General features: G+C 58.7%; 23 protein-coding genes and 1 pseudogene. 6 read left to right on the top strand and 18 right to left on the bottom strand.

What is annotated here, in order from left to right; genetic code table 11:
* Positions 1–47 precede the first annotated feature (47 nt).
* From BLU11_RS04815 to BLU11_RS04805, 3 genes are read right to left on the bottom strand one after another with little or no spacing between them, the layout of a single operon-like run.
* Positions 48–1,046 (bottom strand): hypothetical protein, encoded by a 999-nt coding sequence (locus BLU11_RS04815; protein WP_090272295.1) that lies wholly within the window; start codon positions 1,044–1,046, stop codon positions 48–50.
* 37 nt (positions 1,047–1,083) lie between these two features.
* Positions 1,084–1,521 (bottom strand): PaaI family thioesterase, encoded by a 438-nt coding sequence (locus tag BLU11_RS04810; protein WP_090272294.1) that lies wholly within the window; start codon positions 1,519–1,521, stop codon positions 1,084–1,086.
* Positions 1,518–1,982 (bottom strand): PaaI family thioesterase, encoded by a 465-nt coding sequence (locus tag BLU11_RS04805; protein WP_090272293.1) that lies wholly within the window; start codon positions 1,980–1,982, stop codon positions 1,518–1,520. Before BLU11_RS04805 ends, BLU11_RS04810 begins: the two co-directional genes overlap by 4 nt.
* Before the next feature lie 161 nt (positions 1,983–2,143).
* Here BLU11_RS04805 and BLU11_RS04800 point away from each other — a divergent pair, with 161 nt between their 5' ends.
* Positions 2,144–2,500: a hypothetical protein gene (locus tag BLU11_RS04800; RefSeq protein ID WP_197674258.1), complete on the top strand. Its 357-nt coding sequence runs from the start codon at positions 2,144–2,146 to the stop codon at positions 2,498–2,500.
* A 68-nt stretch (positions 2,501–2,568) separates the two neighbouring features.
* Here BLU11_RS04800 and BLU11_RS04795 read toward each other — a convergent pair whose 3' ends face one another.
* From BLU11_RS04795 to sdhC, 11 genes are all read right to left on the bottom strand, one after another.
* Positions 2,569–3,324 (bottom strand): DUF599 domain-containing protein, encoded by a 756-nt coding sequence (locus tag BLU11_RS04795; protein ID WP_090272292.1) that lies wholly within the window; start codon positions 3,322–3,324, stop codon positions 2,569–2,571.
* Positions 3,325–3,347: 23 nt separating this feature from the next.
* Entirely contained in the window at positions 3,348–4,658 is a 1,311-nt protein-coding gene (brnQ, locus tag BLU11_RS04790) for a branched-chain amino acid transport system II carrier protein (protein WP_090272291.1), read from the bottom strand.
* A 153-nt stretch (positions 4,659–4,811) separates the two neighbouring features.
* Complete coding sequence (gene sucD / locus BLU11_RS04785) at positions 4,812–5,693, bottom strand: succinate--CoA ligase subunit alpha (RefSeq protein WP_090272290.1); 882 nt, start codon at positions 5,691–5,693, stop codon at positions 4,812–4,814.
* On the bottom strand, positions 5,693–6,859 hold the full coding sequence (gene sucC / locus BLU11_RS04780) for an ADP-forming succinate--CoA ligase subunit beta (protein ID WP_090272289.1): 1,167 nt from the start codon (positions 6,857–6,859) through the stop codon (positions 5,693–5,695). Before sucC ends, sucD begins: the two co-directional genes overlap by 1 nt.
* 207 nt (positions 6,860–7,066) lie before the next feature.
* Positions 7,067–8,503: a dihydrolipoyl dehydrogenase gene (lpdA, locus tag BLU11_RS04775; RefSeq protein WP_090272288.1), complete on the bottom strand. Its 1,437-nt coding sequence runs from the start codon at positions 8,501–8,503 to the stop codon at positions 7,067–7,069.
* A 101-nt stretch (positions 8,504–8,604) separates the two neighbouring features.
* Positions 8,605–9,837, bottom strand: a complete 1,233-nt coding sequence (gene odhB, locus BLU11_RS04770; protein ID WP_090272287.1) for a 2-oxoglutarate dehydrogenase complex dihydrolipoyllysine-residue succinyltransferase — start codon at positions 9,835–9,837, stop codon at positions 8,605–8,607.
* Positions 9,838–9,872: 35 nt separating this feature from the next.
* Positions 9,873–12,710 carry a 2-oxoglutarate dehydrogenase E1 component gene (locus BLU11_RS04765; RefSeq protein WP_090272286.1) on the bottom strand — a complete coding sequence of 946 codons (2,838 nt, stop codon included), beginning with the start codon at positions 12,708–12,710 and terminating at the stop codon, positions 9,873–9,875.
* A gap of 302 nt (positions 12,711–13,012) precedes the next feature.
* Positions 13,013–13,717 carry a succinate dehydrogenase iron-sulfur subunit gene (locus tag BLU11_RS04760; RefSeq protein ID WP_090272285.1) on the bottom strand — a complete coding sequence of 235 codons (705 nt, stop codon included), beginning with the start codon at positions 13,715–13,717 and terminating at the stop codon, positions 13,013–13,015.
* Positions 13,718–13,728: 11 nt separating this feature from the next.
* Positions 13,729–15,501 (bottom strand): succinate dehydrogenase flavoprotein subunit, encoded by a 1,773-nt coding sequence (gene sdhA, locus BLU11_RS04755; protein WP_090272284.1) that lies wholly within the window; start codon positions 15,499–15,501, stop codon positions 13,729–13,731.
* A gap of 3 nt (positions 15,502–15,504) precedes the next feature.
* On the bottom strand, positions 15,505–15,873 hold the full coding sequence (sdhD, locus tag BLU11_RS04750) for a succinate dehydrogenase, hydrophobic membrane anchor protein (protein ID WP_090272283.1): 369 nt from the start codon (positions 15,871–15,873) through the stop codon (positions 15,505–15,507).
* The gene (sdhC, locus tag BLU11_RS04745; protein ID WP_090276253.1) at positions 15,867–16,253 is read right to left on the bottom strand and encodes a succinate dehydrogenase, cytochrome b556 subunit; all 387 of its coding nucleotides are present in this window, start codon (positions 16,251–16,253) and stop codon (positions 15,867–15,869) included. Before sdhC ends, sdhD begins: the two co-directional genes overlap by 7 nt.
* A 351-nt stretch (positions 16,254–16,604) precedes the next feature.
* Between sdhC and gltA the strand changes: the two genes are divergently transcribed.
* Positions 16,605–17,879, top strand: a complete 1,275-nt coding sequence (gene gltA, locus BLU11_RS04740) for a citrate synthase (RefSeq protein WP_090272282.1) — start codon at positions 16,605–16,607, stop codon at positions 17,877–17,879.
* Between the two features lie 54 nt (positions 17,880–17,933).
* Here gltA and BLU11_RS04735 read toward each other — a convergent pair whose 3' ends face one another.
* Positions 17,934–18,185: a YkgJ family cysteine cluster protein gene (locus BLU11_RS04735; RefSeq protein ID WP_090272281.1), complete on the bottom strand. Its 252-nt coding sequence runs from the start codon at positions 18,183–18,185 to the stop codon at positions 17,934–17,936.
* A 59-nt stretch (positions 18,186–18,244) separates the two neighbouring features.
* A complete protein-coding gene (locus BLU11_RS04730; RefSeq protein WP_090272280.1) occupies positions 18,245–19,117 on the bottom strand; it encodes an NAD(P)-dependent oxidoreductase in 873 nt (290 codons plus the stop codon).
* Positions 19,118–19,275: 158 nt separating this feature from the next.
* Here BLU11_RS04730 and ppnP point away from each other — a divergent pair, with 158 nt between their 5' ends.
* Complete coding sequence (ppnP, locus tag BLU11_RS04725) at positions 19,276–19,557, top strand: pyrimidine/purine nucleoside phosphorylase (protein WP_090272279.1); 282 nt, start codon at positions 19,276–19,278, stop codon at positions 19,555–19,557.
* Here the strand turns inward: ppnP and BLU11_RS04720 are convergent.
* A complete protein-coding gene (locus tag BLU11_RS04720; RefSeq protein ID WP_090272278.1) occupies positions 19,554–19,988 on the bottom strand; it encodes an acyl-CoA thioesterase in 435 nt (144 codons plus the stop codon). The genes ppnP and BLU11_RS04720 overlap by 4 nt on opposite strands.
* 112 nt (positions 19,989–20,100) lie before the next feature.
* Here BLU11_RS04720 and BLU11_RS04715 point away from each other — a divergent pair, with 112 nt between their 5' ends.
* Both BLU11_RS04715 and BLU11_RS04710 read left to right on the top strand, forming a co-directional pair.
* On the top strand, positions 20,101–22,356 hold the full coding sequence (locus BLU11_RS04715) for an Orn/Lys/Arg family decarboxylase (protein ID WP_090272277.1): 2,256 nt from the start codon (positions 20,101–20,103) through the stop codon (positions 22,354–22,356).
* Positions 22,357–22,646: 290 nt separating this feature from the next.
* Positions 22,647–23,627: an LLM class flavin-dependent oxidoreductase gene (locus BLU11_RS04710; RefSeq protein ID WP_090272276.1), complete on the top strand. Its 981-nt coding sequence runs from the start codon at positions 22,647–22,649 to the stop codon at positions 23,625–23,627.
* 43 nt (positions 23,628–23,670) lie between these two features.
* On the opposite strand, the pseudogene BLU11_RS04705 reads toward BLU11_RS04710, so the two are convergent.
* Positions 23,671–23,859, bottom strand: a pseudogene (locus BLU11_RS04705) (VOC family protein); the annotation flags it as partial.
* Between the two features lie 92 nt (positions 23,860–23,951).
* Between BLU11_RS04705 and BLU11_RS04700 the strand changes: the two are divergent.
* Positions 23,952–25,961, top strand: coding sequence for a metallophosphoesterase family protein (locus tag BLU11_RS04700; protein WP_407920246.1), 2,010 nt, complete (start codon positions 23,952–23,954; stop codon positions 25,959–25,961).
* Positions 25,962–25,969: the final 8 nt, after the last annotated feature.

Raw genomic sequence — 25,969 nt, 5'->3', positions numbered from 1 at the left:
GGATGAGTCCTTGATGGGGACACTGTGGGAAAATTTCAAGGCGCGACTCAAGGTCTGTTGCGCGCCTCGATCATGCGGATATCCAGCGGATGAAAGTGCAGTTCGATCTGATGCGGCCCACGGGTCTGGGCCAGAATCAACCGATTTTCCTCACTGAGCTGCTTGAAGGCGCCCAGATGAGTGCGGCCTGACCAGGTCGTCAGGCGTACCGGGGCGCCTGCAAACAGCTCTGGCTCATCCATCATGGCCAGCAGACTCAATTCCTGCCATTGCGGCGGCAGCTCCCCGCCCCCCTTCTCCGTTGCGGCATTAGCCGTCTGTTCGGCGGCGCGCTGCTGCTCTAGCTGCTCGCCATGTATGCGCTCCTGCAGCCAGTCCGGAGTGGGGGGCAATTCGATGCGACCAGTGAGCCAGGTATTGTAGATCGTCGGAAGATGCAGATGTATGCGTCCCGCCACCTGACCATCAACCGGCTCGGCAAGATCCAGACTCAGACTGTATTCGTCTTTCACCTTGCGCAGGCCAGGCGCACTCAGCGCCCCCGAGTACCATTGCAGAATGAGTTCCGGCCAGGCTCCGTCATCGCTGGGCAGGCGTTCGATGGTCGGCGCGCGTAACAGGTCCTGAGCAACGCCGAAGCGGATGGTCAATGCGCTCCGCACCCGATCCTCCGGGCCTTCCTCAAAAACCAGATCCTCGCCGCGCCAGAATATGCGCTCCGGCGAAAATGGCTGGCCCATGATGGTACCCTGCAAGTCATTGACGGTTGATGCATCCGCCATCCAACGGCCCGACAACAGCAGATCCAAGCGCTCGGGCTGATGACGGTAGAGTTGCGCAGTACCAATGAGAATGCCGAGAAGACCCAGCAATAACAGCAGGCGCGGCGAGACAGGATAACCGCGACCACGAACCAATAATGTGAGGGGAGCTGCCAGCAACGCGAACAGCATGCGTCCGACCGACAGCCGAATGGCAGCGATGACCAGCCACACCCAGCCCAGGGCCAACAAGACGGCACCGGCCAGTATCAACAAGGCTTCCATGTCCTGAATATCTCCTTTACCTCTTTGAGGCGCGCACTCAATCCAGCTTGAAATGGGCCCGCGCTGTCGCCACCGGTTCGTCCGAACGGGTTTGCCAGGCGGTAATCGCCACATTACCCACTCGCCGACCCTGACGCCATACCTGGCAGGTGGCGTAGGTGTCCCTGGACAAGCCGGCGCGCAGGTAATCCACGGAAAAATCGATGATCTTGGGAAAGGTCTGGCTGTTCATGCTGACCATCAGATGCAGCATAGCGGCTTGCTCCATGAACCCGGCGAGGACACCGCCATGCAGAGCGGGCAACACGGGGTTGCCTATATTGTCGGCGTTGAGCGGCAGATGAAAGACCATTTCCTCGCCCAGTCGCAGCACTTGTACGCCAAGCATGCGTGCGTAGGGGATCTGCGCAATCAGCGGCATGTAATCGCCCGAGTTATGCGCGTCTCGAATCAGCTGTTCGATATCCATATTCATTCTGCCGCTCCCGGAAGTATCTGCTCCTGAGCGGCACCGAGTGGCGCTTTGCCCATGCGTATGAAATTGCCGACCACATGGGCAATGGGCTCCTCACGGCTGTGTTGATAGGCGACGCCCCGGGTGAAGATCACCGTCGGGGTTACCCTGTAGCATTCAGCAAAGCCGAAAATCGGTTTGCCGGGCTCGGCAGGATGCATATAGTCGATACGCAGATCCAGCGTTGGACAGACTTCAAAGTCATCCAGATAACAGACCGTTGAAATACCGCAGCAGGTATCCATCAGCGTGGTAATGGCTCCGCCATGGACTACTCCGGTGACCGGATTGCCGACAATGAGATCGCTGTAGGGCAACTGTATGACCAGTCCATCCTTGTCGGCCTGCTCTACCGTCATGCCAAGCACCTGGCAATGACGTAGCACTGAAAGAAAATTCCGCGCACGTTGTTCGATGGTCATAGGAAAATCCAGATCCGGAATACAACAAAGCGGCAGATTTTAGCAGATCACGGTAGAGAGGCGACAAAACAGCTCGTTGTAAACGGCATAACTTAGCGAAGCGGGAACTCTTTGCTCAGACGTGGGACTAATCTCCCATGAATCATCACTTGGAGAATCAGATGAAAAAGCTTTGCGTAACGGCCGCCCTGGTGGCCAGTCTCGGATTGCTGGCAGCCTGCCAGGACGAGCCTGAAGACAAGATGGAGTCGGCTCAGGAGTCGATGTCCGATGCGATGGATAACATGGGTGATGCTGCCGAAGAAACCGGTGATGCCCTTGAACAGAAGGCCGACCAGACCTTCAATAACGAACCCACCACCGGCGAGCGGATTCAGGAGAATCTGGATGACGCTGGCGACCGGGTTGCTGAAGCCTATGACGATTCAACCGATTACCTGAAGGAAAAAGGCCAGCAGGCCCAGAATGCGGCGGTTGAGGCGAAGAACGATCTCGAAGAGCAGACCGACGGCGAATAACCTTTCAGGTTTTTGCTGTATCCCACGACATTACCGGCCGCTTTTGCGGCCGGTAATGTTTTCGGCTTTCACTGCTCGGGAGTCTGCAGTGCGTCAGTTGGGGGCTCAGGAAATTGCGCTGGCGTGGCCATCAGCACTTCCAGCACCGTCGAACGGAATTCGCGCCGGTACAGTACATACACCACGCCCGTGGTGATACAGATGAACGCCCAGGGATTGATGAACCAGCTCAGCATGCCCAATGCAAAATAATAGGAACGCAGCCCCAGGTTGAAGGAATGCGCCGCCATGGAGAGGACCTTGGCTGCGCGACTGGCAAACGCCTTGCGTTCGATTTCACTGACATGCTTCTCCCCCACCAGCGGTGCCGACCCGAACAACACAGAGGCGAAGTTGTACTGACGCATGGCCCAGGAGAAGGTAAAAAACGCATAAACGAAGATGCCCAGCATGATCAGCAGCTTCATTTCCGACATTTCACGACTGACCTGCGCCACGAAAGGCAGATCACGCAGCAGGCTCTGCGCTTGGTCCGTTGCCCCCATGACCGTAATCAGACCCGCAAGGATCAGCAGTGTACTGGAAGCAAAGAAGGACGTATTGCGCTCCAGATTGCTGATAAGACTGGCATCCGCGATACGCTGTTCACGCAGCAGCAGCCTGCTCATCCAGTCCTTGCGGTAGAGATGCAGGACGCTCGCCAGACAGGGCGTATCCCGCCCCTTGTACCAAGCAAAGTGGGTATAGCCGACCCAGCAGAACATGAACCAGCAGAATGCAGCGAGATTCAGCCACAGCGACCCCGCATCAGGTAAGGCGTCCATCCGGCTCCCTTCAATAAAGTTGATCAGGCGTGCTGCGTCTTGCCAAAGCGCAAGCGATCAACAATTAATGCCAGTACCAGCACTATAACCGCCGGCGCCAACCAGCCCAGCCCTTGAGAAGAGAACGGCAATGCGCTCATCCAGGCAGTATCACGGGCCATTAAGCCAGCGGTTTTCAGGCCATCCATGATACCGAATACCAGAGCAACCGACATGACAGGGCGCATTATATTCTGCGGACGTGCCAGGCTGCTGCTGAACAGTCCCAAACAGACCAGCACAATTGCCAACGGGTACAGGCCGACCAGCACCGGGACGGAAATATTGATCAGGCTATCCAGACCCTGGTTGGAAACCGCCATGCAGAAGATGGTGAATACCCACACCACCTGCGCATAGCTGACCGGAAATTCCCGACTGAAAAACGCACCACAGGCGGAGATCAGCCCCACCGCTGTCGTCAGACAGGCCAGCGTGATCACCACCGCCAACAGGAAGCTGCCAGCGGTACCAAATCGATATTGGACGAAGGCAGCCAGAATCTCCGCGCCGTTGGCACCCTCGCCGACCAGCGAACCGCTGGTGGCGCCCAACTGGAACAAGGTCAGATACACCAGCGCCAAGCCGATTGCGGCGATAACCGCAGCGATAACGGTGTATCGCGTAACGATGTGAGTTTCCTGCACCTGACGGTCACGGATGGCGCGGGTGATGACCACACCAAATACCAACGCCCCCAGTGCATCCATGGTCAGGTAACCCTGCAGAATACCTTCAACAACCGGGTTCTCCTTATAGGCCGGCGTGGCCTGGCCCAGCTCACCTGCGGGGAACAGCAATGCAGTAATGCCCAGCACCACCAACGCCAGCAGCAATACCGGGGTGATCAGTTTGCCGATGTTATCCACCAACCGACCAGGCTTCAGCGCCAGAAAAAGCACCACAGCGAAGTACACCAACGAATAAATCAACAGCGTTTGCCAGCTGTCTTCGACCAGCCCCAATACACCCACCTCATAGGAAACAACAGCGGTTCTCGGGGTAGCAAACAGCGGGCCGATGGCAAGGTATACAAGAATCGCGAGGATCAGGCCGGGCAACCGACCCAGGGGTGCTGTCAGATCCTGGATACCACCACCTACCCGCGCCAGGGCAACCAGGGTGAGCAGCGGCAGGCCCACAGCGGTAAGCAGAAAGCCAAACGCGGTGGGCCACATGTTCTCCCCCGCTGACAGGCCAGCACTGGGTGGAAAGATGATGTTACCAGCTCCCAGAAACAGGGCGAATGTCATGAAACCGAGGGCCAGAATATTGGCTGGCGATAATGTCTTCATTGGAGCTCTTCTGTCAGGGACTGCCTGGTAGAGACAGCAATGCGGGGCATTATAAACAAGCTGATGGACAAATTGGGCATTCCTGGTCACTTTGTGAACCCAGAACGACAAAACCCCGCCGAAGCGGGGTCCTGTCTGGCGTGCAATGAAGTATTACTTCATTGCCCAACCAGTCAGCTCGGACAGCGCCTTGCCGATATCGGCAAGCGAGCGAACGGTTTTAACGCCTGCGTCTTCCAGTGCAGCAAACTTCTCGTCGGCAGTACCTTTGCCGCCGGAGATGATTGCACCGGCGTGACCCATGCGCTTGCCTGCCGGAGCAGTTACACCAGCGATGTAGGACACAACCGGCTTGGTTACATTGGCCTTGATGTAGGCTGCAGCTTCTTCTTCAGCGCTACCGCCGATCTCACCGATCATGACGATCGCTTCGGTCTTCGGATCGTTCTGGAACATTTCCAGAATGTCGATGAAGTTGGAGCCCGGGATCGGGTCGCCACCGATACCCACGCAGGTGGACTGACCGAAACCGGCGTCAGTGGTCTGCTTTACCGCTTCGTAGGTCAGGGTGCCGGAGCGGGAGATGATGCCCACTTTACCTGGCAGGTGGATGTGACCGGGCTGGATGCCGATCTTGCACTCGCCGGGGGTGATGACGCCCGGGCAGTTGGGCCCGATCAGGCGTACGCCCAGCTCATCACACTTGACCTTGCACTCGAGCATGTCGAGGGTGGCGATGCCTTCGGTGATGCAGACGATCAGCTCGATACCGGCGTTGGCTGCTTCAAGGATGGAGTCCTTGCAGAAGGGTGCGGGTACATAGATGACCGATGCAGTGGCGCCAGTGGCCTTGACCGCTTCTTCAACGGTGTTGAAAACCGGCAGACCCAGGTGCTCGGTACCGCCCTTGCCCGGCGTAACCCCACCGACCATCTTGGTGCCGTAGGCGATGGCCTGTTCGGTGTGGAAGGAACCCTGGGAACCAGTGATGCCCTGGCAGATTACCTTGGTGTTCTTGTCGATCAGGATGCTCATTACTTGCCCTCCGCCGCTTTCACGACCTGTACTGCAGCGTCGGTAAGACTGGTTGCTGCGATGATGTTCAGACCACTTTCAGCCAGTACCTTGGCGCCCAGTTCGGCATTGTTGCCTTCCAGACGTACCACGACTGGCACCTTGACGCCAACGTCCTTGACCGCACCGATGATGCCTTCGGCAATCATGTCGCAACGCACAATGCCGCCAAAGATGTTGACCAGAACCGCGGCCACATTACTGTCGGACAGGATGATTTTGAACGCTTCGGTTACGCGCTCTTTGGTAGCTCCGCCGCCTACGTCGAGGAAGTTGGCTGGCTTGCCACCGTGCAGGTTGACGATGTCCATGGTACCCATGGCCAGACCGGCACCGTTGACCATGCAGCCGATGTTGCCGTCCAGCGCGACATAGTTCAGTTCGAACTTGGCAGCGTGGGCTTCACGGGCATCGTCCTGGGACGGATCGTGCATGCCGCGCAGCTTGGGCTGACGGTACAGAGCGTTGGCATCGATGTTGATCTTGGCATCCAGGCAGTGCAGGTTGCCGTCTGTCTTGATGACCAGCGGGTTGACTTCCAGCAGCGCCAGGTCGTAGTCGGCAAACAGCTTGCCCAGACCGACGAAGATATTGGTGAACTGCTTGATCTGATCGCCTTTCAGGCCCAGTTTGAAGGCCAGGTCACGACCTTGGTAAGGCTGCGGGCCAACCAGCGGATCGATGGTAGCTTTCAGGATTTTTTCCGGGGTTTCCTCGGCAACTTTCTCGATCTCGACACCACCTTCGGTGGACGCCATGAAAACGATACGGCGAGTGGAGCGATCCACTACGGCACCCAGGTACAGTTCCTGAGCGATGTCAGTGCAGGATTCAACCAGAATCTTGGCAACAGGCTGGCCATCGGCATCAGTCTGATAGGTCACCAGACGCTGACCCAGCCATTTTTCGGCGAAGGCCTTGGCTTCTTCCTTGCTCTTGACCAGTTTGACGCCACCAGCCTTACCGCGACCACCAGCGTGAACCTGGGCTTTTACCACCCACTCAGTGCCGCCAATGGTGTCACAGGCTTCAGCTGCTGCTTCGGGAGTCTCAACAGCGATGCCCTTGGAGACAGGAAGACCGTATTCAGCGAACAGCTGCTTCCCCTGATATTCGTGAAGATTCATTCGTTTGTACCATTGTTCGTATGAATTCATAACGGTGGTCAAGCGCGAACGCACCACCGTCACCTATCAGGTCATCGGATCAGAACTCCGACACACCCGGTTCACCCAGCATGGGGTGATGGTCAATCCGTTGACCTTGCCTTATGAATGGCAACCAGGCTGCCGGCGCTTCCATACAGAGGCACCGGCAGCAACTGGGATGATTCCTCAGCGTTTCTTGCGATTGGCTACGTGAATAGCCTGGCCATTCACCGCCAGAGCAGCTTCCTTCATTGCTTCCGACATGGTCGGATGCGCGAAGACCATCATGCCCAGATCTTCGGCACTGGTGCCGAATTCCATGGCGATGGCGCCCTGCTGTACCAGCTCGGCGGCACTCGGCCCGATCACGTGAACGCCCAGTACGCGGTCAGACTTGGCGCAGGCAATAACCTTGACGAAGCCGGCGGTGTCGTTGGCCGCCATGGCACGACCGCTGGCAGCGAAGGGGAATACGCCGACCTTGACATCAACGCCTTCGGTCTTCAGCTGCTGTTCGTTCTTGCCGACCCAGGCTGCTTCGGGATGAGTGTAGATAACCGACGGAATCAGGTCATAGTTCATCTGCGCTTTGTGTCCGGCGATTCGCTCAGCTACCACCACGCCCTCTTCCGACGCTTTGTGAGCCAGCATCAGGCCGCGGACCACGTCACCGATGGCGTAAACGCCCGGTACCGAAGTGGCGCAATGATCGTCGACGTAGACATAGCCACGCTCGTCCAGGGTGACACCGGAATCGGCAGCCAGCAGATCGGTAGTGACCGGGCGACGGCCAACGGCAACGATCAGCTTGTCGAAGGTGATTTCCTGATCACCCTTGGCGTCGGTGAACTTGACGGTCACTTCTTCGCCGTTGACTTCACTGGCGGTAACGCGCGCACCCAGCAGCACCTTCAGGCCCTGTTTGGTATAGATTTTCAGCGCTTCCTTGGACAGCTGCTCGTCAGCCGCCGGCAGGAACTTGTCCAGCGCTTCGATGACAGTCACTTCAGCGCCCAGACGCGACCATACCGAACCCAGCTCCAGACCGATGACACCGGCGCCGATCACACCCAGACGCTTGGGTACAGCCTGGAATTCCAGAGCACCGGTGGAGTCGACGATAATGTTCTGATCGACCGGGGCCGGCGGGATTTCCACAGGACGCGAGCCGGAGGCCAGAATGACGTTCTCGGCGGCCAGCACTTCAGTGCTACCGTCTTCCTTGGTGATTTCGACCTGCTTGCCGGACAGCAGCTTGCCATGACCCTGGTAAACAGTCACGCCATTGGCCTTGAGCAGTCCGCCTACGCCACCGGTCAGGTTCTTGACGATCTGGTCCTTGCGGCCAATCATCGCCGACACGTCCATGCTCACTTCACCGGTAGTGATGCCGTGAACATTGAAGGAATCCTTCGCTTCGTGGTATTTCCAGGAGCTGTCCAAAAGCGCCTTGGAGGGGATGCACCCCACGTTCAGGCAGGTGCCACCCAGGGCCAGCTTGTCGTCTTTGCCCTTGTACTTCTCGATACAGGCGGTTTTGAGACCCAGTTGGGCTGCACGGATGGCGGCTACATAGCCTCCCGGACCGGCGCCGATGACCACTACATCAAATTTTTCGCTCATAAACCAATTCCTCTGTTTGCAGCTATGTGCTCAAAGCTGCCGGTGGGATACCGCCGGCAGCTTGCCGCTTGAAGCATTGAAACCTGTGACTGCCGCCGGGATCAGATGTCCAGCAACATGCGCGCTGGATCTTCCAGCAGTTCCTTGATCGCAACCAGGAAGCTGACCGCTTCCTTGCCGTCGATCAGGCGGTGGTCATAGGAAAGCGCCAGATACATCATCGGCAGCACTACCACTTGTCCGTTTACAGCCATCGGACGCTCCTGGATCTTGTGCATACCCAGAATGGCCGCTTGCGGCGGGTTGACAATCGGTGAAGACAGCAGCGAACCGAATACACCACCATTGGAGATGGTGAAGGTGCCGCCCGTCATTTCTTCCATGGACAGCTTGCCGTCACGTGCCTTGCGGCCGTACTCGGCAATGGTGCCTTCAATTTGTGCCAGGTTCATGAATTCGGTGTTACGCAGAACCGGAACCACCAGACCACGATCACTCGATACGGCTACGCCGATATCCTGATAACCGTGATACACGATGTCCTTGCCATCGATGGAAGCGTTGACCGCAGGGAAGCGCTTCAGCGCCTCGGTCGCAGCCTTGACGAAGAAGGACATGAAGCCCAGGCGAACGCCGTTGTGCTTCTTCTCGAACAGGTCCTTGTACTTCTTGCGCAGGTCCATGATCGGCTTCATGTCGATTTCGTTGTACGTGGTCAACATGGCCATGCTGGACTGGGCATCGACCAGACGCTCGGCGATGCGGGCGCGCAGACGGGTCATCGGGACGCGCTTCTCGACACGGTCACCTTCGCTCAGCATCACGCTGGACGCAGCGGCGGCAGCAGGCTTGGCAGCCGGCGCGGATTTCTTCGCTTCAATGGCATTGAGCACGTCTTCCTTGGTGACGCGACCGCCCTTGCCGGTGCCCTTGAGCTCAGCCGGATTCAGACCGCTTTCTTCAGCCAGCTTGCGGGCAGCCGGGTTCAGCAGCTGCTCGTCGCCTTCGGCTTGAGCTGCCTCAGCGGGCGCTGCCGCAGTATTGCCTGCAGCAGGCGCTGCTGCGGGGGCCGCTTCCGCCTTGGGAGCCGCGGTAGCGCCGTCATTCAATGTGCCCAGCAACTCAGCGCTGAGCACGGTTTCGCCTTCGCCCTTGATGATGTCACCCAGTACGCCATCCGCTTCGGCCAGTACTTCGAGAACCACCTTGTCGGTCTCGATATCAACGATCAGCTCATCACGCTTGACTGCGTCGCCGGGTTGCTTGTGCCAGGTTGCAACAGTGCCGTCCGCAATGGATTCGGGAAATGTCGGGGCCTTGATTTCAATAGCCATTGTCGATCCTTAAATAAACTGTGTTATGCAGAGGCTCAAGCGTAGAGCGCATCTTGCAGGAGTTTCGCCTGTTCTTCCGCATGAACGGAGGGGTAGCCACCGGCGGGTGCCGCGGAAGCCTCTCGTCCAGCGTAGTCCAGATACAGATTGCTGACGCTGTGCTCGGCGAGAACACGGCGCATATGGTGCTGGCTGCAATACCAGGCCCCTTGGTTCATGGGCTCTTCCTGACACCAGACAACTTTCTTCAATCCGGCGTAAGGCGCAAGCACCTCGGCCAGGTCGTCTTCGGGGAACGGATACAGCTGTTCGATACGGACAATCGCGACATTCTCGACCTCATCCGCGCGGCGCTTCTCCAACAGATCGTAGTACACCTTACCGCTGCACATGACCACCCGATCAACCTTTGCGGGATCGATCGCATCAGCTTCCGGAATCACGGTCTGGAAGGACCCTTCAGCCAGATCTTCCAGTGTCGAGATTGCCAGCTTATGACGCAGCAGGGATTTCGGCGTGAGCACTACCAGCGGCTTGCGCAGCGGGCGGATCACCTGACGGCGCAGCAGATGGTAGATCTGTGCCGGAGTGGTGGGTACACAAACCTGGATATTCTGCTCGGCACACAGCTGCAGGAAGCGCTCCAGACGCGCGGAGGAGTGCTCCGGACCTTGCCCTTCGTAGCCGTGGGGCAGCAACATGGTCAGGCCGCACAGACGACCCCACTTGTGCTCACCACTGGTGATGAACTGGTCGATGACCACCTGGGCGCCGTTGGCGAAATCACCGAACTGCGCTTCCCACACGACCAGCGCGTTGGGCATGGTGGTAGCGTAGCCGTACTCGAATGCCAGTACGGCCTCCTCGGACAGCAGCGAATCGTATATGTCGAAACGCGGCTGACTTTCGCTCAGGTTGGCCAGTGGAACGTAGTTGCCCTGCTCCTTCTGGTTGTGCAACACCGCATGGCGATGGGAGAAGGTGCCACGGCCAACATCCTGACCGGTGATACGCACCGGATGGTTTTCGTGAAGCAGGGTGGCATAGGCCATGGTCTCGGCGAAGCCCCAGTTGATGGCCAGGCCACCGGCGGCCATCTTGCTGCGGTCTTCGACAATCTTGCCGACCTGACGCTGTACCACCAGACCGTCCGGCAAGGTGTTCAAGCGATTGGCCAGTTCCTGCAGGGTTTTCAGATCAAAGCGGGTATCGTGGCGCGCAGTCCACTTATGGCCCAGATAGGGTGACCAGTCCACGAAAGACCCGGTATCCGGCTCCTTGACCAGGCTTTTCACTACGTGGTCACCGTTATCCAGCGCGGTACGGTATTCCTCTATCCGCTCCTGAACTGCATCAGCATCCAGCACTGTTTCTTCGACCAGGCGCTTGGCATAGATCTCGCGGGTAGTCGGATGCTTGGCAATGACGCTGTACATGCGCGGCTGGGTACCGGAGGGCTCGTCCGCTTCGTTGTGTCCGCGGCGGCGGTAGCACACCAGATCAATCACCACGTCACGCTTGAACTGCATGCGGTAGTCAACAGCCAGCTGCGTCACGAACAGCACGGCTTCCGGATCATCTCCATTCACATGGAAGATCGGCGCCTGAATCATCTTGGCGATGTCGGTGCAATATTCGGTGGAGCGGGCGTCTTCCTGGCGACTGGTAGTAAAGCCGACCTGGTTGTTGACCACGATATGAATGGTGCCACCGGTCTTGTAGGCACGGGTCTGGGACATCTGGAATGTCTCCATGACCACACCCTGACCAGCGAAAGCGGCATCGCCGTGGATGCTGATCGGTACGACCTTGTCGCCGGCTGCGTCCTTGCGACGGTCCTGGCGGGCGCGCACGGAACCTTCGACCACCGGAGAGACGATTTCAAGGTGCGAGGGGTTGAACGACAGGGCCAGGTGCACTTCGCCGCCGGAGGTCATGACGTTGGACGAAAAGCCCTGGTGATATTTCACATCACCGGAGCCCAGGTCGATCATCTTTTTGCCTTCGAACTCGTCGAACAGATCACGCGGGTTCTTGCCCAGAGTATTGATCAGCACGTTGAGACGACCACGGTGGGCCATGCCCAGCACGACTTCGTTGACACCATAGGAGCCGGAACGCTGGATGATCTCGTCGAGCATGGGGATCAGGCTCTCGCCGCCTTCCACGCCAAAACGCTTGGTACCGGGATATTTGGTACCCAGGTACTTTTCCAGACCTTCGGCTGCAGTCAGACGCTCGAGCAGGTGACGCTTGCTCTCTACCGAGTGCTGCGGCTTGCCACGCACGCCTTCCAGACGCTGCTGGAACCAGCTGCGCTGACTGGAATCGACAATATGCATGTATTCCGCACCGAAGGTACCGCAATAGGTCGACTTCAGCGCTTCAAGAATTTCACGAAGGGGAGCTTCTTCCTTGCCGATGTTCAGCTCACCGGTACGGAATACCGTATCCAGGTCGGCATCGGTCAGGCCGTATTCGGCCAATGTCAGATCAGCAATCTCTTCCCGTTCCCACAACCCCAGCGGATCGAGTGTGGACGCCTGGTGGCCGCGCATCCGGTAGGCCAGGATCAGACGCAGGACGCCGACCTGTTTCTTGTCGCGTTCGCTGCTTACCTGGCCGCCGCTTGCTGCCTGCGGGCGACGGGTATTCTGAGCGAGCGACAGAAAGTGCTCACGAATAGTGGAATGAGAAATATCCGATCCAGTGAAACCGTTGATCTGGGGCAGCTTGTCAAAATAGCTGCGCCACTCCTCGGCAACACCGTTGGGATCGTGCAGATAGAGCTCATAGAGCTCTTCAACGTAGGAGGCACTCCCACCTGAAAGGTGAGAGGTACTCCACAGCTGCTGCATTTCGCTGTCTGGCATGCTAGGTCACCCTCTATAAGGGGACACCACCTGGCGCAAAGACCATTAATAGGCAATGAAATTGCCTTCCGTGCAGAACAGTCAGATGAGCATTCGGCATTGTCCCTGCCAGTCGCCCTGCTCTGTCACATTCCGCGAAACCGGAATATTGCCGGCCCCGACAGATAGTTCGGGTGTTACCCGTTGCCCCTGTTGGTTTAGGTACATACTGACCGCCGCTTTGTGAGCGTCGGTCCGAATTCTTTACTGGCCGGCTTCTGATTTAGAAGCCGGCGCAGTCTTACTGTAGTGCAGAGATCGGCTCAGGTTCCACTTTGCAGCAGCATGTTGCGGATATGTCCGATCGCCCGGGTCGGGTTGAGACCCTTGGGGCAGACATTGACGCAGTTCATGATGCCGCGGCAGCGGAATACGCTGAACGGATCATCCAGTGCTGCCAGACGGTTCTCGGTCTCGGTGTCACGGCTATCCGCGAGGAAGCGGTAAGCCTGCAACAAACCTGCGGGGCCGATGAACTTGTCCGGGTTCCACCAGAACGAGGGGCAGGATGTCGAACAGCATGCACAGAGAATACACTCATACAGGCCATCCAGCTTTTCCCGCTCCTCAGGCGACTGCAGGCGCTCGATAGCCGGCGCCGGCGTGTCATTCTGCAGATACGGCTGAACCTTCTCGTACTGCTTGTAGAAGATGCTCATATCGACGACCAAGTCACGGATTACCGGCAAACCCGGTAGCGGACGCAGCACCAGCTTGTTTTTCTTCACTACTGTAGACAGTGGAGTGATACAAGCGAGGCCGTTCTTGCCGTTGATATTCATGCCGTCCGAACCACAGACACCTTCGCGGCAGGCGCGACGGTAACCCAGGCCTACGTCCTGCTCCTTGGCCAACTCCAACACATCAAGAACCATCAGGTCCTTGCCGTCGGTGTCGATCTGGAAGTCCTGCATGTAGGGCGCATTGTCGCGCTCAGGGTTGTAACGATAGATACTGACTTGCAACATATCGGATCCCCTTAGTATGTGCGGACTTTAGGTTCAAACATCGGAACAGTCTTCGGCGCGAAGTTGACCGCGCGCTTGGTCAGCTCCTTGGTCTGCGGGTGGTACATGCTGTGGCACAGCCAGTTTTCGTCATCACGCTCTTCAAAATCTTCACGAGCGTGGGCGCCACGGCTTTCCTTCCGCGCTTCAGCGGCAATAGCCGTCGCTTCGGCGACTTCCAGCAGGTTCTGCAATTCCAGCGCTTCGATCCGTGCAGTGTTGAACGCCTGGCTCTTGTCACCGATCTTGACGTTGGCAATGCGCTCACGCAGGGCCTTCAGCTCGGCGATACCCTTCTGCATGTATTCACCGGTGCGGAATACACCAAAGTAGTTCTGCATGCAGTTCTGCAGTTCCTTGCGCAGCGGGGCGACATCTTCACCGGTAGTACGCTCATTGAGACCGGACAGACGAGACAGGGAGGCCTCGATGTCCGACTCGGACGCACCGCGGTACTCGATACCATCCTTCAGCGCGCTTTCCAGGTGCAGACCAGCGGCACGACCGAATACCACCAGGTCAAGCAGCGAGTTGCCGCCCAGACGGTTGGCACCGTGTACGGATACGCAGGCAACTTCACCAACGGCAAACAGACCATCAATGATCCTGTCATTACCCTCAGCGTCCTGAGTGATGGCCTGACCATGAATGTTGGTAGCAATACCACCCATCATGTAGTGGCAGGTCGGCACAACCGGGACCGGTGCGGTGACCGGATCAACGTGGGCGAAGGTCTTGGACAGCTCGCAGATACCAGGCAGACGACTGTGCAGTACTTCCTCGCCCAGGTGGTCGAGCTTCAGCATCACGTGGTCGCCGTCAGGACCGCAGCCGTTACCGGCCAGGATTTCTTTGACCATGGAACGGGCGACAACGTCACGACCGGCAAGATCCTTGGCGTTGGGCGCATAACGCTCCATGAAGCGCTCGCCGTGCTTGTTGATCAGGTATCCACCTTCACCACGGCAACCCTCGGTAACCAGTACACCGGCCCCGGCGATGCCGGTCGGGTGGAACTGCCACATTTCGATATCCTGCACCGGCACGCCAGCGCGCAGCGCCATGCCGACACCGTCACCGGTGTTGATCAGGGCGTTGGTGGTGGAGGAGTAGATACGTCCGGCACCACCAGTAGCCAGCACGGTAGCCTTGGCACGGATATAAACGGTTTCACCGGTTTCAATGCAGATGGCAATGACACCTGTGAAAGCGCCATCCTGGTTCTTGACCAGATCAACCGCATACCACTCATTGAGGAAGGTAGTGTCGTGTTTGACGTTGTTCTGATACAGGGTATGCAGCAGTGCGTGACCGGTACGGTCGGCAGCTGCGCAGGTGCGGGCAGCCTGAGTCGGATTGTCCGGCCCCTTGGACTGACCACCGAACGGACGCTGGTAGATGCGGCCCTGCTCGGTGCGGGAGAACGGCAAGCCCATGTGCTCGAGCTCAAATACCGCTTCCGGACCTACGGAACACATATATTCAATCGCGTCCTGGTCACCGATATAGTCGGAGCCCTTGACGGTGTCATACATGTGCCAGCGCCAGTCATCATTCGGGTCAGCCGAGGCGATGGCACAGGTGATACCGCCCTGGGCGGATACCGTGTGCGAACGGGTCGGGAACACCTTGGTTACAACGGCAGTCTTGTGACCGCCCTGAGCCAGTTGCAGCGCTGCGCGCATACCGGCACCACCACCACCAATGATGATGGCATCAAAAGTCAAAGTACGCATGTTAGACATTATTTAAAGACCCCAAAGAATCTGTATGCCCCAGACGAACAGCACGAACATCGCCAGACCGCAAACCGCCTGAAACAGGAAGCGCAGGACAGTGGCAGCCTTGCCAAAGGCCATGGGGGTGAGGTAGTCGGTGGAAATGGTCCACATGCCGACCCAGGAGTGAACACTCAGCGCAACCAGCGTGAGCAAGCTGAATATACGCATGGCATTGTTACTGAACAGACCCTGCCACTCGGCGTAGGTCAGGCCCGGGTTGAATACCAGGTAACCGAGCAGAAACAGCGTATAGGCCGCCAGCAGGACGGCGGATACGCGCTGCGCCATCCAGTCATACAAGCCGCTGCGCGACAGGTTGGTGACATTGGTTACCATATCCAAACTCCCAGCAGAACAATCAGAATGACGGCGACGACGATTACCAGCTTGGAACCCAGCCGGCCACTTTCCAGCCCTTCACCTACACCGGCATCCATTACCAGATGGCGGATACCCGCTACCAGGTGATACAACAGGGCAGACAGAACGCCCCAGAGCACCAGCTTGGCGAACGGATTTTGCAGGCATGCCTGTACTTGCTCGAAACCGCTTTCGGAACTCAACGATGTGTCCAACATCCAAAGCAGGCCTGCAATGGCGATGAACAGAATGATCCCCGAAACTCGGTGAGCAATAGACGTATAGGCGGTAACAGGAAGCTTGATTGTCCTGAGATCTAGATTGACAGGTCTTTTGCTATTCACGGCTATCTTCACACTCATGGCCCTGTGGTCAGGGCTGGTTATAGGAAGGTGTGGATCACACCCAAATGACGCGCGGCACAGCCTCAAGGAAGAAGCCGAAATGGGTCACTTTGCCGGTCAAGGAGTATAGTGACTTGGGCGCCTGATTACAATCGGCGAAAGCCCGGCCGTCCCGCTTCAGAGCCTCGCTTCAGACCCGCAAGTGCGGCAAAAGCGCGCATCGTACTTTGTCAATGGAACCTTTGCATAACGTCGATTCGTAAAGTCTATCGGTAGAATTGACAAACCGGTTTTTGACCTTATAGTGATGCGGGCCCTGCGTGGGGGGTCACACTTTCGATACAGCAAAACAGGAGGCCATCAATGGCTGACAAAAAAGCGCAGTTGATCATCGAGGGCGCTGCCCCCATCGATCTGCCTGTCTACTCGGGCACTTTGGGTCCAGACGTCGTAGATGTTCGCGGCCTGACAGCTGAAGGCGTCTTTACGTTCGACCCCGGTTTCATGGCGACCTCGTCCTGCGAATCCAAGATCACCTTCATTGATGGCGACAAAGGCGTTCTCTTGCATCGGGGCTACCCGATTGAACAGTTGGCGGAAAAATCCGATTTTCTTGAAACCTGCTACCTGCTGCTCAAGGGCGAACTGCCTACCGCAGAAGAAAAGCAGAAGTTCGATAGCACCGTCAAGAACCACACCATGGTGCATGACCAACTGAAGACCTTCCTCAATGGTTTCCGTCGTGACGGCCACCCGATGGCAATCATGTGTGGCATGGTAGGTGCCCTGTCCGCCTTCTACCACGACTCGCTGGACATCAACGATGCTCATCATCGCGAAATCTCGGCCATCCGCCTGATCGCCAAGATGCCAACCATCGCTGCCATGGTCTACAAGTACTCCATGGGCCAGCCGCTGATGTATCCCGACAACAAGCTGAGTTACTCGGAAAACTTCCTGCACATGATGTTCAACACGCCGGCAGAGATCAAACCGATCAATCCGGTGCTGTCCCGTGCCATGGACCGGATCTTCGTGTTGCACGCCGATCACGAACAGAACGCCTCGACGTCTACCGTGCGCCTGGCCGGCTCGACCGGTGCCAACCCCTTCGCCTGTATCGCCGCGGGCATCGCTGCTCTCTGGGGACCGGCTCACGGCGGCGCCAACGAAGCCGTTCTGCGCATGCTGGACGAAATCGGTGATGTATCCAACATCGACACCTTCATCGCCAAGGCCAAGGACAAGGATGACCCGTTCAAACTGATGGGCTTCGGTCACCGTGTATACAAGAACTTCGACCCCCGCGCCAAGGTCATGAAAGAGACCTGCGACGAAGTATTGGGCGAACTGGGCATCAATGATCCGCATCTGGAACTGGCCATGAAGCTGGAGGAGATCGCGCTGACCGATCCCTACTTCATCGAACGCAACCTGTACCCGAACGTCGACTTCTACTCCGGCATCATTCTCAAGGCCATCGGTATTCCCGCTGAGCTGTTCACCGTGATCTTCGCCACCGGTCGTACCCCAGGCTGGATCGCACACTGGAACGAGATGATCAGCGGTCCGTACAAGATCGGTCGTCCGCGTCAGCTGTACACCGGGCACACCAAGCGCGACTACCCCAGCAAGTAAGTCGCTGCCAGATACAGAAAAGCCCATATTTGCGGGCTTTTCTGTATCTGCTCCTCAGGCTGTCGCCTGCTCCCACCAGGTAAGAATATGTAAGGCCTCCTGAGCATCACTGCCACATACCTGCGCGTCCGCACTGAAACTCGCACACACTGCAGGCCGCTCCGGCGAGTGGAAAATCCGGCAACGCCGGGCCTCATCAAGATGAACACAGGCAACCCCCGCAGGTTTACCTTGAGGCATGCCCGGCAGCGGTGATGTTATCGAGGGTGCAATGCAGCAGGCGCCACAACCTTCTCGGCAGTTCATGGGTGATCGACATCTCTTGGCGGTATGCAGGGACGCCCGACCTGCGGGCGTCACGCATTTTATTTCCCGCTTTCAAGTCTGGCAATCAAACTTGAGGTATCCCAACGTCCGCCGCCCATTTGCTGGACCTCGGCATAGAACTGATCCACCAATGCGGTAACCGGTAGTTGCGCGCCATTGCGGCGTGATTCGTCCAGCACGATAGCCAGATCCTTGCGCATCCAGTCGACCGCAAAACCAAAATCATACTCTCCCGCGAGCATGGTCTTGTGACGATTTTCCAACTGCCAGGATTGCGCTGCGCCCTTGCTGATGACCGACATCGCCGCCTCACCATCCAGCCCGGCACGCTGAGCAAAGTGCAGTGCCTCGGACAACCCCTGCACCAGACCGGCAATGCAGATCTGGTTGACCATCTTGGTCAGCTGACCGCTGCCGACAGCGCCCATCAACCGGACCATTTTTGCGTAGCAGCTGATCACCGGACGAGCCAGATCGAAGACTGCTTCCTCGCCACCCACCATAACGGTCAACTGGCCATGTTCCGCGCCCGCTTGCCCACCTGACACCGGCGCATCCAGAAAGCCTACGCCGCGCTCTGCAGCCAGCTGCGCCAACTGCCGGGCAACACCTGCCGACGCCGTGGTGTGATCCACAATGACGGTGCCGCTGCGCGCGCCAGCCAGAATACCCTCCGACCCGCTCACCACCTCGAGCAAATCCTGATCATTGCCCACGCAAATCATCACGAAATCCTGCTCCATGGCCGCTTCCGCCGGCGTTGCGCAGGCCTTGCCACCATGCTCCGCCACCCATTGTGCGGCCTTTTCTCCGGTGCGGTTGTACACCGTCACCTCATGCCCCGCCCTGGCAAGGTGCCCCGCCATCGGGTATCCCATTACTCCCAGACCCACAAAGGCTACGCTGGCCATACCGTCTCCTGAATTCATGCTGACAGAAATATTTCCGATTGCTGAATCATAGCATCGACCAGCGCCGTCATATGCAGCGACAGCGCTGTCGGTGCTGGCTGGCCATGACAACCGCAGGCATAATACGCGCCCTTTTACGCTGCTCACGGAGTCGCCGGATGTTCAATACCAATCAGTATTTCGAAGGAAAAGTAGCTTCCATCGCCTTTCGCCAACCCGAAGGCTCGGCCACCGTGGGCGTCATGGCGCCGGGCGAATATGAGTTCGGCACCGGCAGCCTGGAAATCATGCATGTCATCACCGGCAAGCTGATCGTCAAGCTGCCGGGTAGCGATGCCTGGGAAGAGTTCGGCGTCGGCGCCCGGTTCACCGTGCCAGCCAACAGCCGTTTCAACCTGCGCGTAGAGCAGGACACCGCCTATCTGTGCGAGTACCGCTAAGCACTGACAATCGCCTTGCCATACAGCTCAATGAACTCCCGCGGCATCCGCCGCGGCCGGCCGCTACTGAGTTCGACGCAGGCGAACGTGGTACGGGCACGCAGCAACGTCGCCCCATCGCTCGGGCGGCACAGCTGGAATTGACGGGTCATGCGCAGCTTGCTGTCCCAGCTGACGATCCAGGTCGCCATCTGCAACTCCTCATCCAGATAGGCCGCCGCCAGATAATCGATCTCGTGGCGTACCACCACCATCGCCCGGTCCAACTGCTGATATTCATCCAGCCCCAACCCCAGCGACCTGGAATGCTCCCAGGCGCAACGCTCCAACCAGCGCACATATACAGCATTGTTGGCGTGGCCCAGCTCATCAATATCCTCCGACTGCACGCGAATATCGCAGACAAAGGGGGTTTCCAGATCCCATTTCACACTCGGTCTCCCGGTAAGACAGAAATACAAGGCGTGCAGCATAGCATTGCCCTGCTTGCCAATCGCGCTTCCCAGCACAACACTGTCATACAGCCCCTACATTGGAGACCGCATGTTCAAGCACCTGCACTTCCCGATTCTGGTGATCAACCCTGACTGCGGACGCGGCAACGTGGCCGGCCAGCAACTCAGCGAACTCTTCAAGGCCCTGAAACACGAAGGCTTCGACGTGCTTTCCACGACCTCCCTGGATGAGGGCCGGCTGGTGGCCGAGGCCCACCGCGGCCTGTCCTGCATCCTGTTCAGTGCGGAAAACGACGGCCACCTGGAGTTGCAACCGGTACGCAAGCTGTTCGCCGCCGCCCATTCGCGCTCCCCTGAATTGCCAATCATGGCCCTGAGCACCGCCCACGCACTGGAAAATCAGTTGCTCAGCAGCCTGCGCGACCTGCATCAATTGCGCGGCATCATTTATCTGTTTGAAGACACCATGCCCTTCATCGCCGGCCAGATCGCCCGCACAGCACGCGCCTACCTGTCGCAGTTGCTGCCACCCTTCTTCAAGGCGCTGCTCGACTACACCGGCCGCGCCAGTTATTCATGGCACTCCCCTGGCCACGGTGGCGGCGTGGCCTTCCGCAAAAGCCCAGTGGGCCGAGCCTTCCACGACTTCTTCGGCGAGAACACCTTACGCTCGGACCTGTCGGTATCCGTGCCCGGCCTGGGCTCACTGCTGGATCACAACGGCCCGATTGCCGAGGCCGAGGCCAATACCGCTCGTGTTTTCGGCGCCGATCACAGCTTCTACGTGATCAACGGCACCTCCACCGCCAACAAGATCATCTGGCACGCTTTTGTCACCCGGAATGACGTGGTGCTGGTCGACCGTAACTGTCACAAATCCATCCTGCACGCCATCACCATGACCGGCGCCATTCCGGTCTACCTGACCGGCTCGCGCAACGATTACGGCATCATCGGCCCCATCAGCCTGGATTCCTTTTCTCCTCAGAGCCTGCGCCAGCGCCTGGCCGAGCATCCGCTATTACAGGGTCGGGAACCGCGTATTCGTCTGGCAGTCCTGACCAACTCCACCTATGACGGCCTGTGCTACAACGCCGAACTGATCAAGGATGAAATGGAAGACGCCGTCGAAGTGCTGCATTTTGACGAAGCCTGGTATGGCTACGCCGCCTTCCACGAATTCTATGCGGGCCGCCACGGCATGGGCAGCAAGCGCGGCTTCGACCGCGCCCAACATCCGCTGGTGTTCGCCACCCAGTCACCGCACAAGGTGTTGGCCGCGCTGTCCCAGGCATCGATCATCCTGGCCGAGAACAGCGTGGAGCAGCAGCTGGACGTCGAACGCTTCAACGAAGCCTTCATGATGCATACCTCCACCTCGCCGCATTACGGCATCATCGCCTCGATCGACGTCGCCACCGGCATGATGGCCGGCGAACCAGGCCGCTCCCTGGTGCAGGAAACCCTGGACGAAGCCCTGTCCTTCCGCCGCGCCATGCAGCAGACCGCCGAACGCCTGGCAGAAGATGAATGGTGGTTTGATGTGTGGGAGCCAGAGCAAGCCTTGGACTACGAGGAGCTGCAGGCCAGCGACTGGACCCTGGATGACCAGGCGGCATGGCACGGCTTCGGCGCCATGGCCGAAGACTACGCCCTGCTCGACCCGATCAAGGTCACCTTACTCACCCCCGGCGTGGAAGAAAAAGGCCGCCTGGCCAGGACCGGCATACCCGCCGCCGTGGTCACGCGCTTTCTCGCCGAACGCGGCCTGGTGGTGGAAAAGACCGGGCTGTACTCCTTCCTGATCCTGTTCTCGCTGGGCATCACCAAAGGCAAATGGAGCGCCCTGGTATCGGAGCTGCAGGAGTTCAAGCGCCTGTACGACAGCAACGCGCCATTGGAATTGACCCTGCCCACCACCGCCCGCAGCGGCCACTACCCCGATATGGGGCTGCGTGACCTGTGCCAGCAACTGCATCGTTTCTACAAGGAACAACGCATGGTGCGGGTCCTGCGACAGATCTACACCGAACTACCAGATATCGTCATCCGCCCCGCCGATGCCTGGCAACAAATGGTCCGCGGTCAGGTGGAAATGGTCCCGGTAGCAGAACTAGCCGGCCGCATCAGCGCCGTCATGCTGGTGCCCTACCCACCCGGCATTCCCGTCATCATGCCCGGGGAACGCTTTCCTGATGACAGTAGCGCCATTGCTGACTACCTACGTATTGCATTGGCTCAGGATCAGCAGTTTCCGGGATTTGAGAGTGATATTCATGGGCTGCGGCCGATGGTGCAGGAGGGTGGGGATGTGAAGTATTTCGTGGATTGTTTGGTGGAGTGATGGCTGTGATCAACGCCACTGAAGGCGATATCAGGTGACAGGGGGAAGCGGGCATGGTCAGATTGGGCAATTATCCATCCACGTTGCCAATGGCGATGCCAGCGAGCTTGCCGCTGACGCCGCCCGCCTCGTCCCATGAAGGTCTGCCGGACAATTCGGTCGCCCGCAATGTCGCCCGCCTCTACTTCCTGCGCGCCGGATATTCGTTCAGGCGCCAGCTTCCGCGATGCGGTCGCGCTGCATGAGGTGATCGACATCATCGAACATTCAGCTGAAAGGAGTACCCCGCAATGACCGCACTTTCCATTCTCGAACTGGTTCGCGTCACGCAAGATACCGATGCCGGGGCGGCGCTCAACAATGCGCGGGAGCTTGCAGCCCATGCAGAGCAATGCGGCTATCAGCGCATCTGGGTGGCCGAACATCACAATATGGAGGGCATCGCCAGCGCCGCCACCTCGATCGTCATCGCCCACATAGCCGGTGGCACCAAGACCATCCGCGTCGGTGCGGGCGGTATCATGCTGCCGAATCACGCGCCCTATATCATCGCCGAGCAGTTCGGCACGCTGGAACGGCTCTATCCCGGACGCATTGATCTGGGGCTCGGTCGTGCGCCGGGCACCGACCAGATCGCGGTGCGGGCAATGCGGCGCTCGCCCGCCGCGTCAGACCAATTCCCGCAGGATGTGCTGGAGCTGCAAGCCTTTCTTGCCTCTGCCAGTCCCGATCAGCGCATCACTGCCGTTCCCGCCGCCGGAACCCAGGTGCCGCTGTGGATATTGGGGTCTAGCGGTTTTGGGGCGTCGCTAGCAGCCGAGCTGGGCCTGCCCTACGCCTTCGCATCGCACTTTGCTCCCGACATGCTGATGCCGGCACTGGAAATCTACCGCAGCCGCTTCAAACCATCTGCGCAACTTGACCGACCCTATGCGGTGGCTGGCATCAACGTCATCGCCGCCGACACCGACGCCGAAGCCAAGCGGCTCGCAACTACGCAGCAGATGTCCTTTGCTGATCTCGTCAGCGGACGGCGCGGTCTGAGCAAACCACCCATCGACGATATCGAAACTTACTGGTCTCCGGCTGAGCGGGCACAGGCCAACCAGATGCTGGCACGATCAGTGGTCGGCTCCCCCGCCACAGTGCGCGCGGAGCTGGATGCGTTTGTCGCTGAAACGGGTGTTGATGAATTGATGATTGTCTCGGACGTATATGACCATGCGCCGCGGCTGCATTCGATCGGCCTGATCGCCGAGGCAATGAAGTAAATAGTGGACCAGGAAGCTCTACGCGACTTAATGGCGGCTTCCTGGCCGACTGCGGATCCGCAACATCAATCTTCCCCATCGTCATCATCGCCGCAAACACTCGCTTGGCCACTGCCGGGTCAGGATGAGTCAGCGATTCAGTCAGTATGCGAGGCGTGATCTGCCATGACAGCCCCCACTTGTCCTTGCACCAGCCACATTCACTTTTCTGACCGCCGTTATTCACGAGGGCACCTGCGCTGCTTTGCTGCCGAGCAACATGACTACCACCTGTCGGCAGTGAACTAACGCAGGTGGATATAGTCCTTGTTAGGCCCCGTTATGCTGTCTCGGTCTTACCCAAGCGACTTACTCAAAATGCCTACTTCTACCGCCGATGCCCTCCCGCCAGTACTTGCCGGCCCCCTCCTGCGCCGCCTTGAGCGGGACCGCCTCGTGCTGTGGCTCGTCGGTAGCAGGCCGCTAAGTCTGACGATGCTGCTTGAGCCCAGCGGCGAGTCAGCCCGACGAGTGGAGCTTGATGCCACTTCTTGCCGCGTCCTTCGCATCGGTCGCCATGCCTGTTTGCACCTGATCGACGTGCATCTGCCCGAGCCGCTGCCACAGGACACTCTGATTTATTACGACCTGATAGTGACACAGGGTGACGGCAGCGAAGCCAAGATCGCGCAGTGGGCGCCGCACCTGCTGCATGAGGGCGCGACGCGGCCCAGCCTGGTGCTACGCAGCCGTGCAGATGACATTCTTTATGGTTCCTGTCGCAAACCGCACCATCCCTCACGCGATGGGCTCGCGCGTGCCGACCGCTTGTTGGCCGAGCAGATTGGGCAGGCCGACGCGCGCCCTGCCCTGCTCATGCTGTGCGGCGACCAGGTGTATGCCGATGATGTGGCTGGCCCCATGCTCGCGGCGGTCCATGCATTGATCCAGCGTCTTGGCCTGTATGGCGAAAGCCTGGAAGGCGCCGTTGTCGCCGACAGTGAAGCGCTGTATGCGCACCCTGCCGGTTATTATCGCCGTGAGGAGCTATTGCCCGCCTTCAAGTCCAACGAGGCGCTGCGCGAGCGATTCTTTGGTGGCGTGGAAAAGCCGATCTTCACCACAGCCAATGCGCATAATCACCTGGTGACGCTGGCCGAGGTGATGGCCATGTATCTGTTGGTGTGGTCGCCGGTGCCTTGGCAGCTCGTACCAGAGCCAAAGATGCCCCCATTGGATGCTGAACACATGGCCTCCTGGCGACGCGAGGCCAACGCACTGCAGGGTTTCTGCGGCGATCTACCCCAGGCCGCACGCCTGTTCGCCCACATACAGACGCTGATGATCTTCGATGACCATGACATCACCGATGACTGGAACCTCTCGGCCAAGTGGGAAAGCACGGCCTATGAGCATCCTTTCTCCCGGCGCATCGTGGGCAACGCGCTGTTGGCCTACATGCTGTGCCAGGGCTGGGGTAACCGTCCCGATGCTTTTGGCGCGCTGCTCGACGAGACGGAGGCGCTGACCGCAGCGCTCGATAGTCAGGACCGACTCGATGCCGCTGCGCAGGATGCGCTGATCGACCGCCTGTTGTCGTTTGATCAGTGGGACTACGTATTGCGCACGCAACCTACTGTCATCGTGCTCGATACCCGCACACGCCGCTGGCGCAGCCGGCGATTGCCCAGCCGCCCCTCGGGCCTGATGAATTGGGAGTCGCTGGTCGAGCTGCAGCATGAATTGCTTGATGAAACGGCCGCGGTGATCGTATCGCCGACGCCCATGTTCGGGGTCAAGCTGATCGAGGTGATCCAACGGATATGTGCCTTTGCCGGCCACGCCCTGACCGTTGACGCCGAGAACTGGATGGCCCATCGCGGCGCAGCCAGTGTCATGCTCAATATATTTCGCCATTTCCGCACGCCGGCCAATTACGTGATCCTGTCGGGTGATGTGCATTATTCCTTTGCTTACGACGTGCAGGTCCGCGACCGGGATCGCACACCGCATATCTGGCAGATCACCAGCAGCGGGATCAAGAATGAGTTCCCCCGGCGCCTGCTTGATTGGCTGGATCGCCTGAACCGCTGGCTTTACTCGCCGCGCTCGCCACTGAACTGGTTCACCCAGCGCCGCGACCTGAAGATACGTCCGCGCCTGCCTGATCAGCGCCATCGCGGCGAGCGCCTGTGGAACAGCTCAGGCATCGGCCAGGTGCTCCTGGACGCGCAAGGTCGGCCTGCTCGTATTGTGCAGCACAACGCCGATGGTGGGCCTTCCACGCAATTCCTAGCGCAGGATGCGCCGTCTTCCGCTGCCACCCCTATCGACCAACCAGGCTCCGGGGTGTAGCTGCCTAC

The organism is Halopseudomonas litoralis (assembly GCF_900105005.1).
Taxonomy (GTDB): domain Bacteria; phylum Pseudomonadota; class Gammaproteobacteria; order Pseudomonadales; family Pseudomonadaceae; genus Halopseudomonas; species Halopseudomonas litoralis.
Note: the sequence above shows the minus strand (reverse complement) of the source record. Positions and strands in the feature narration are given on the sequence as shown.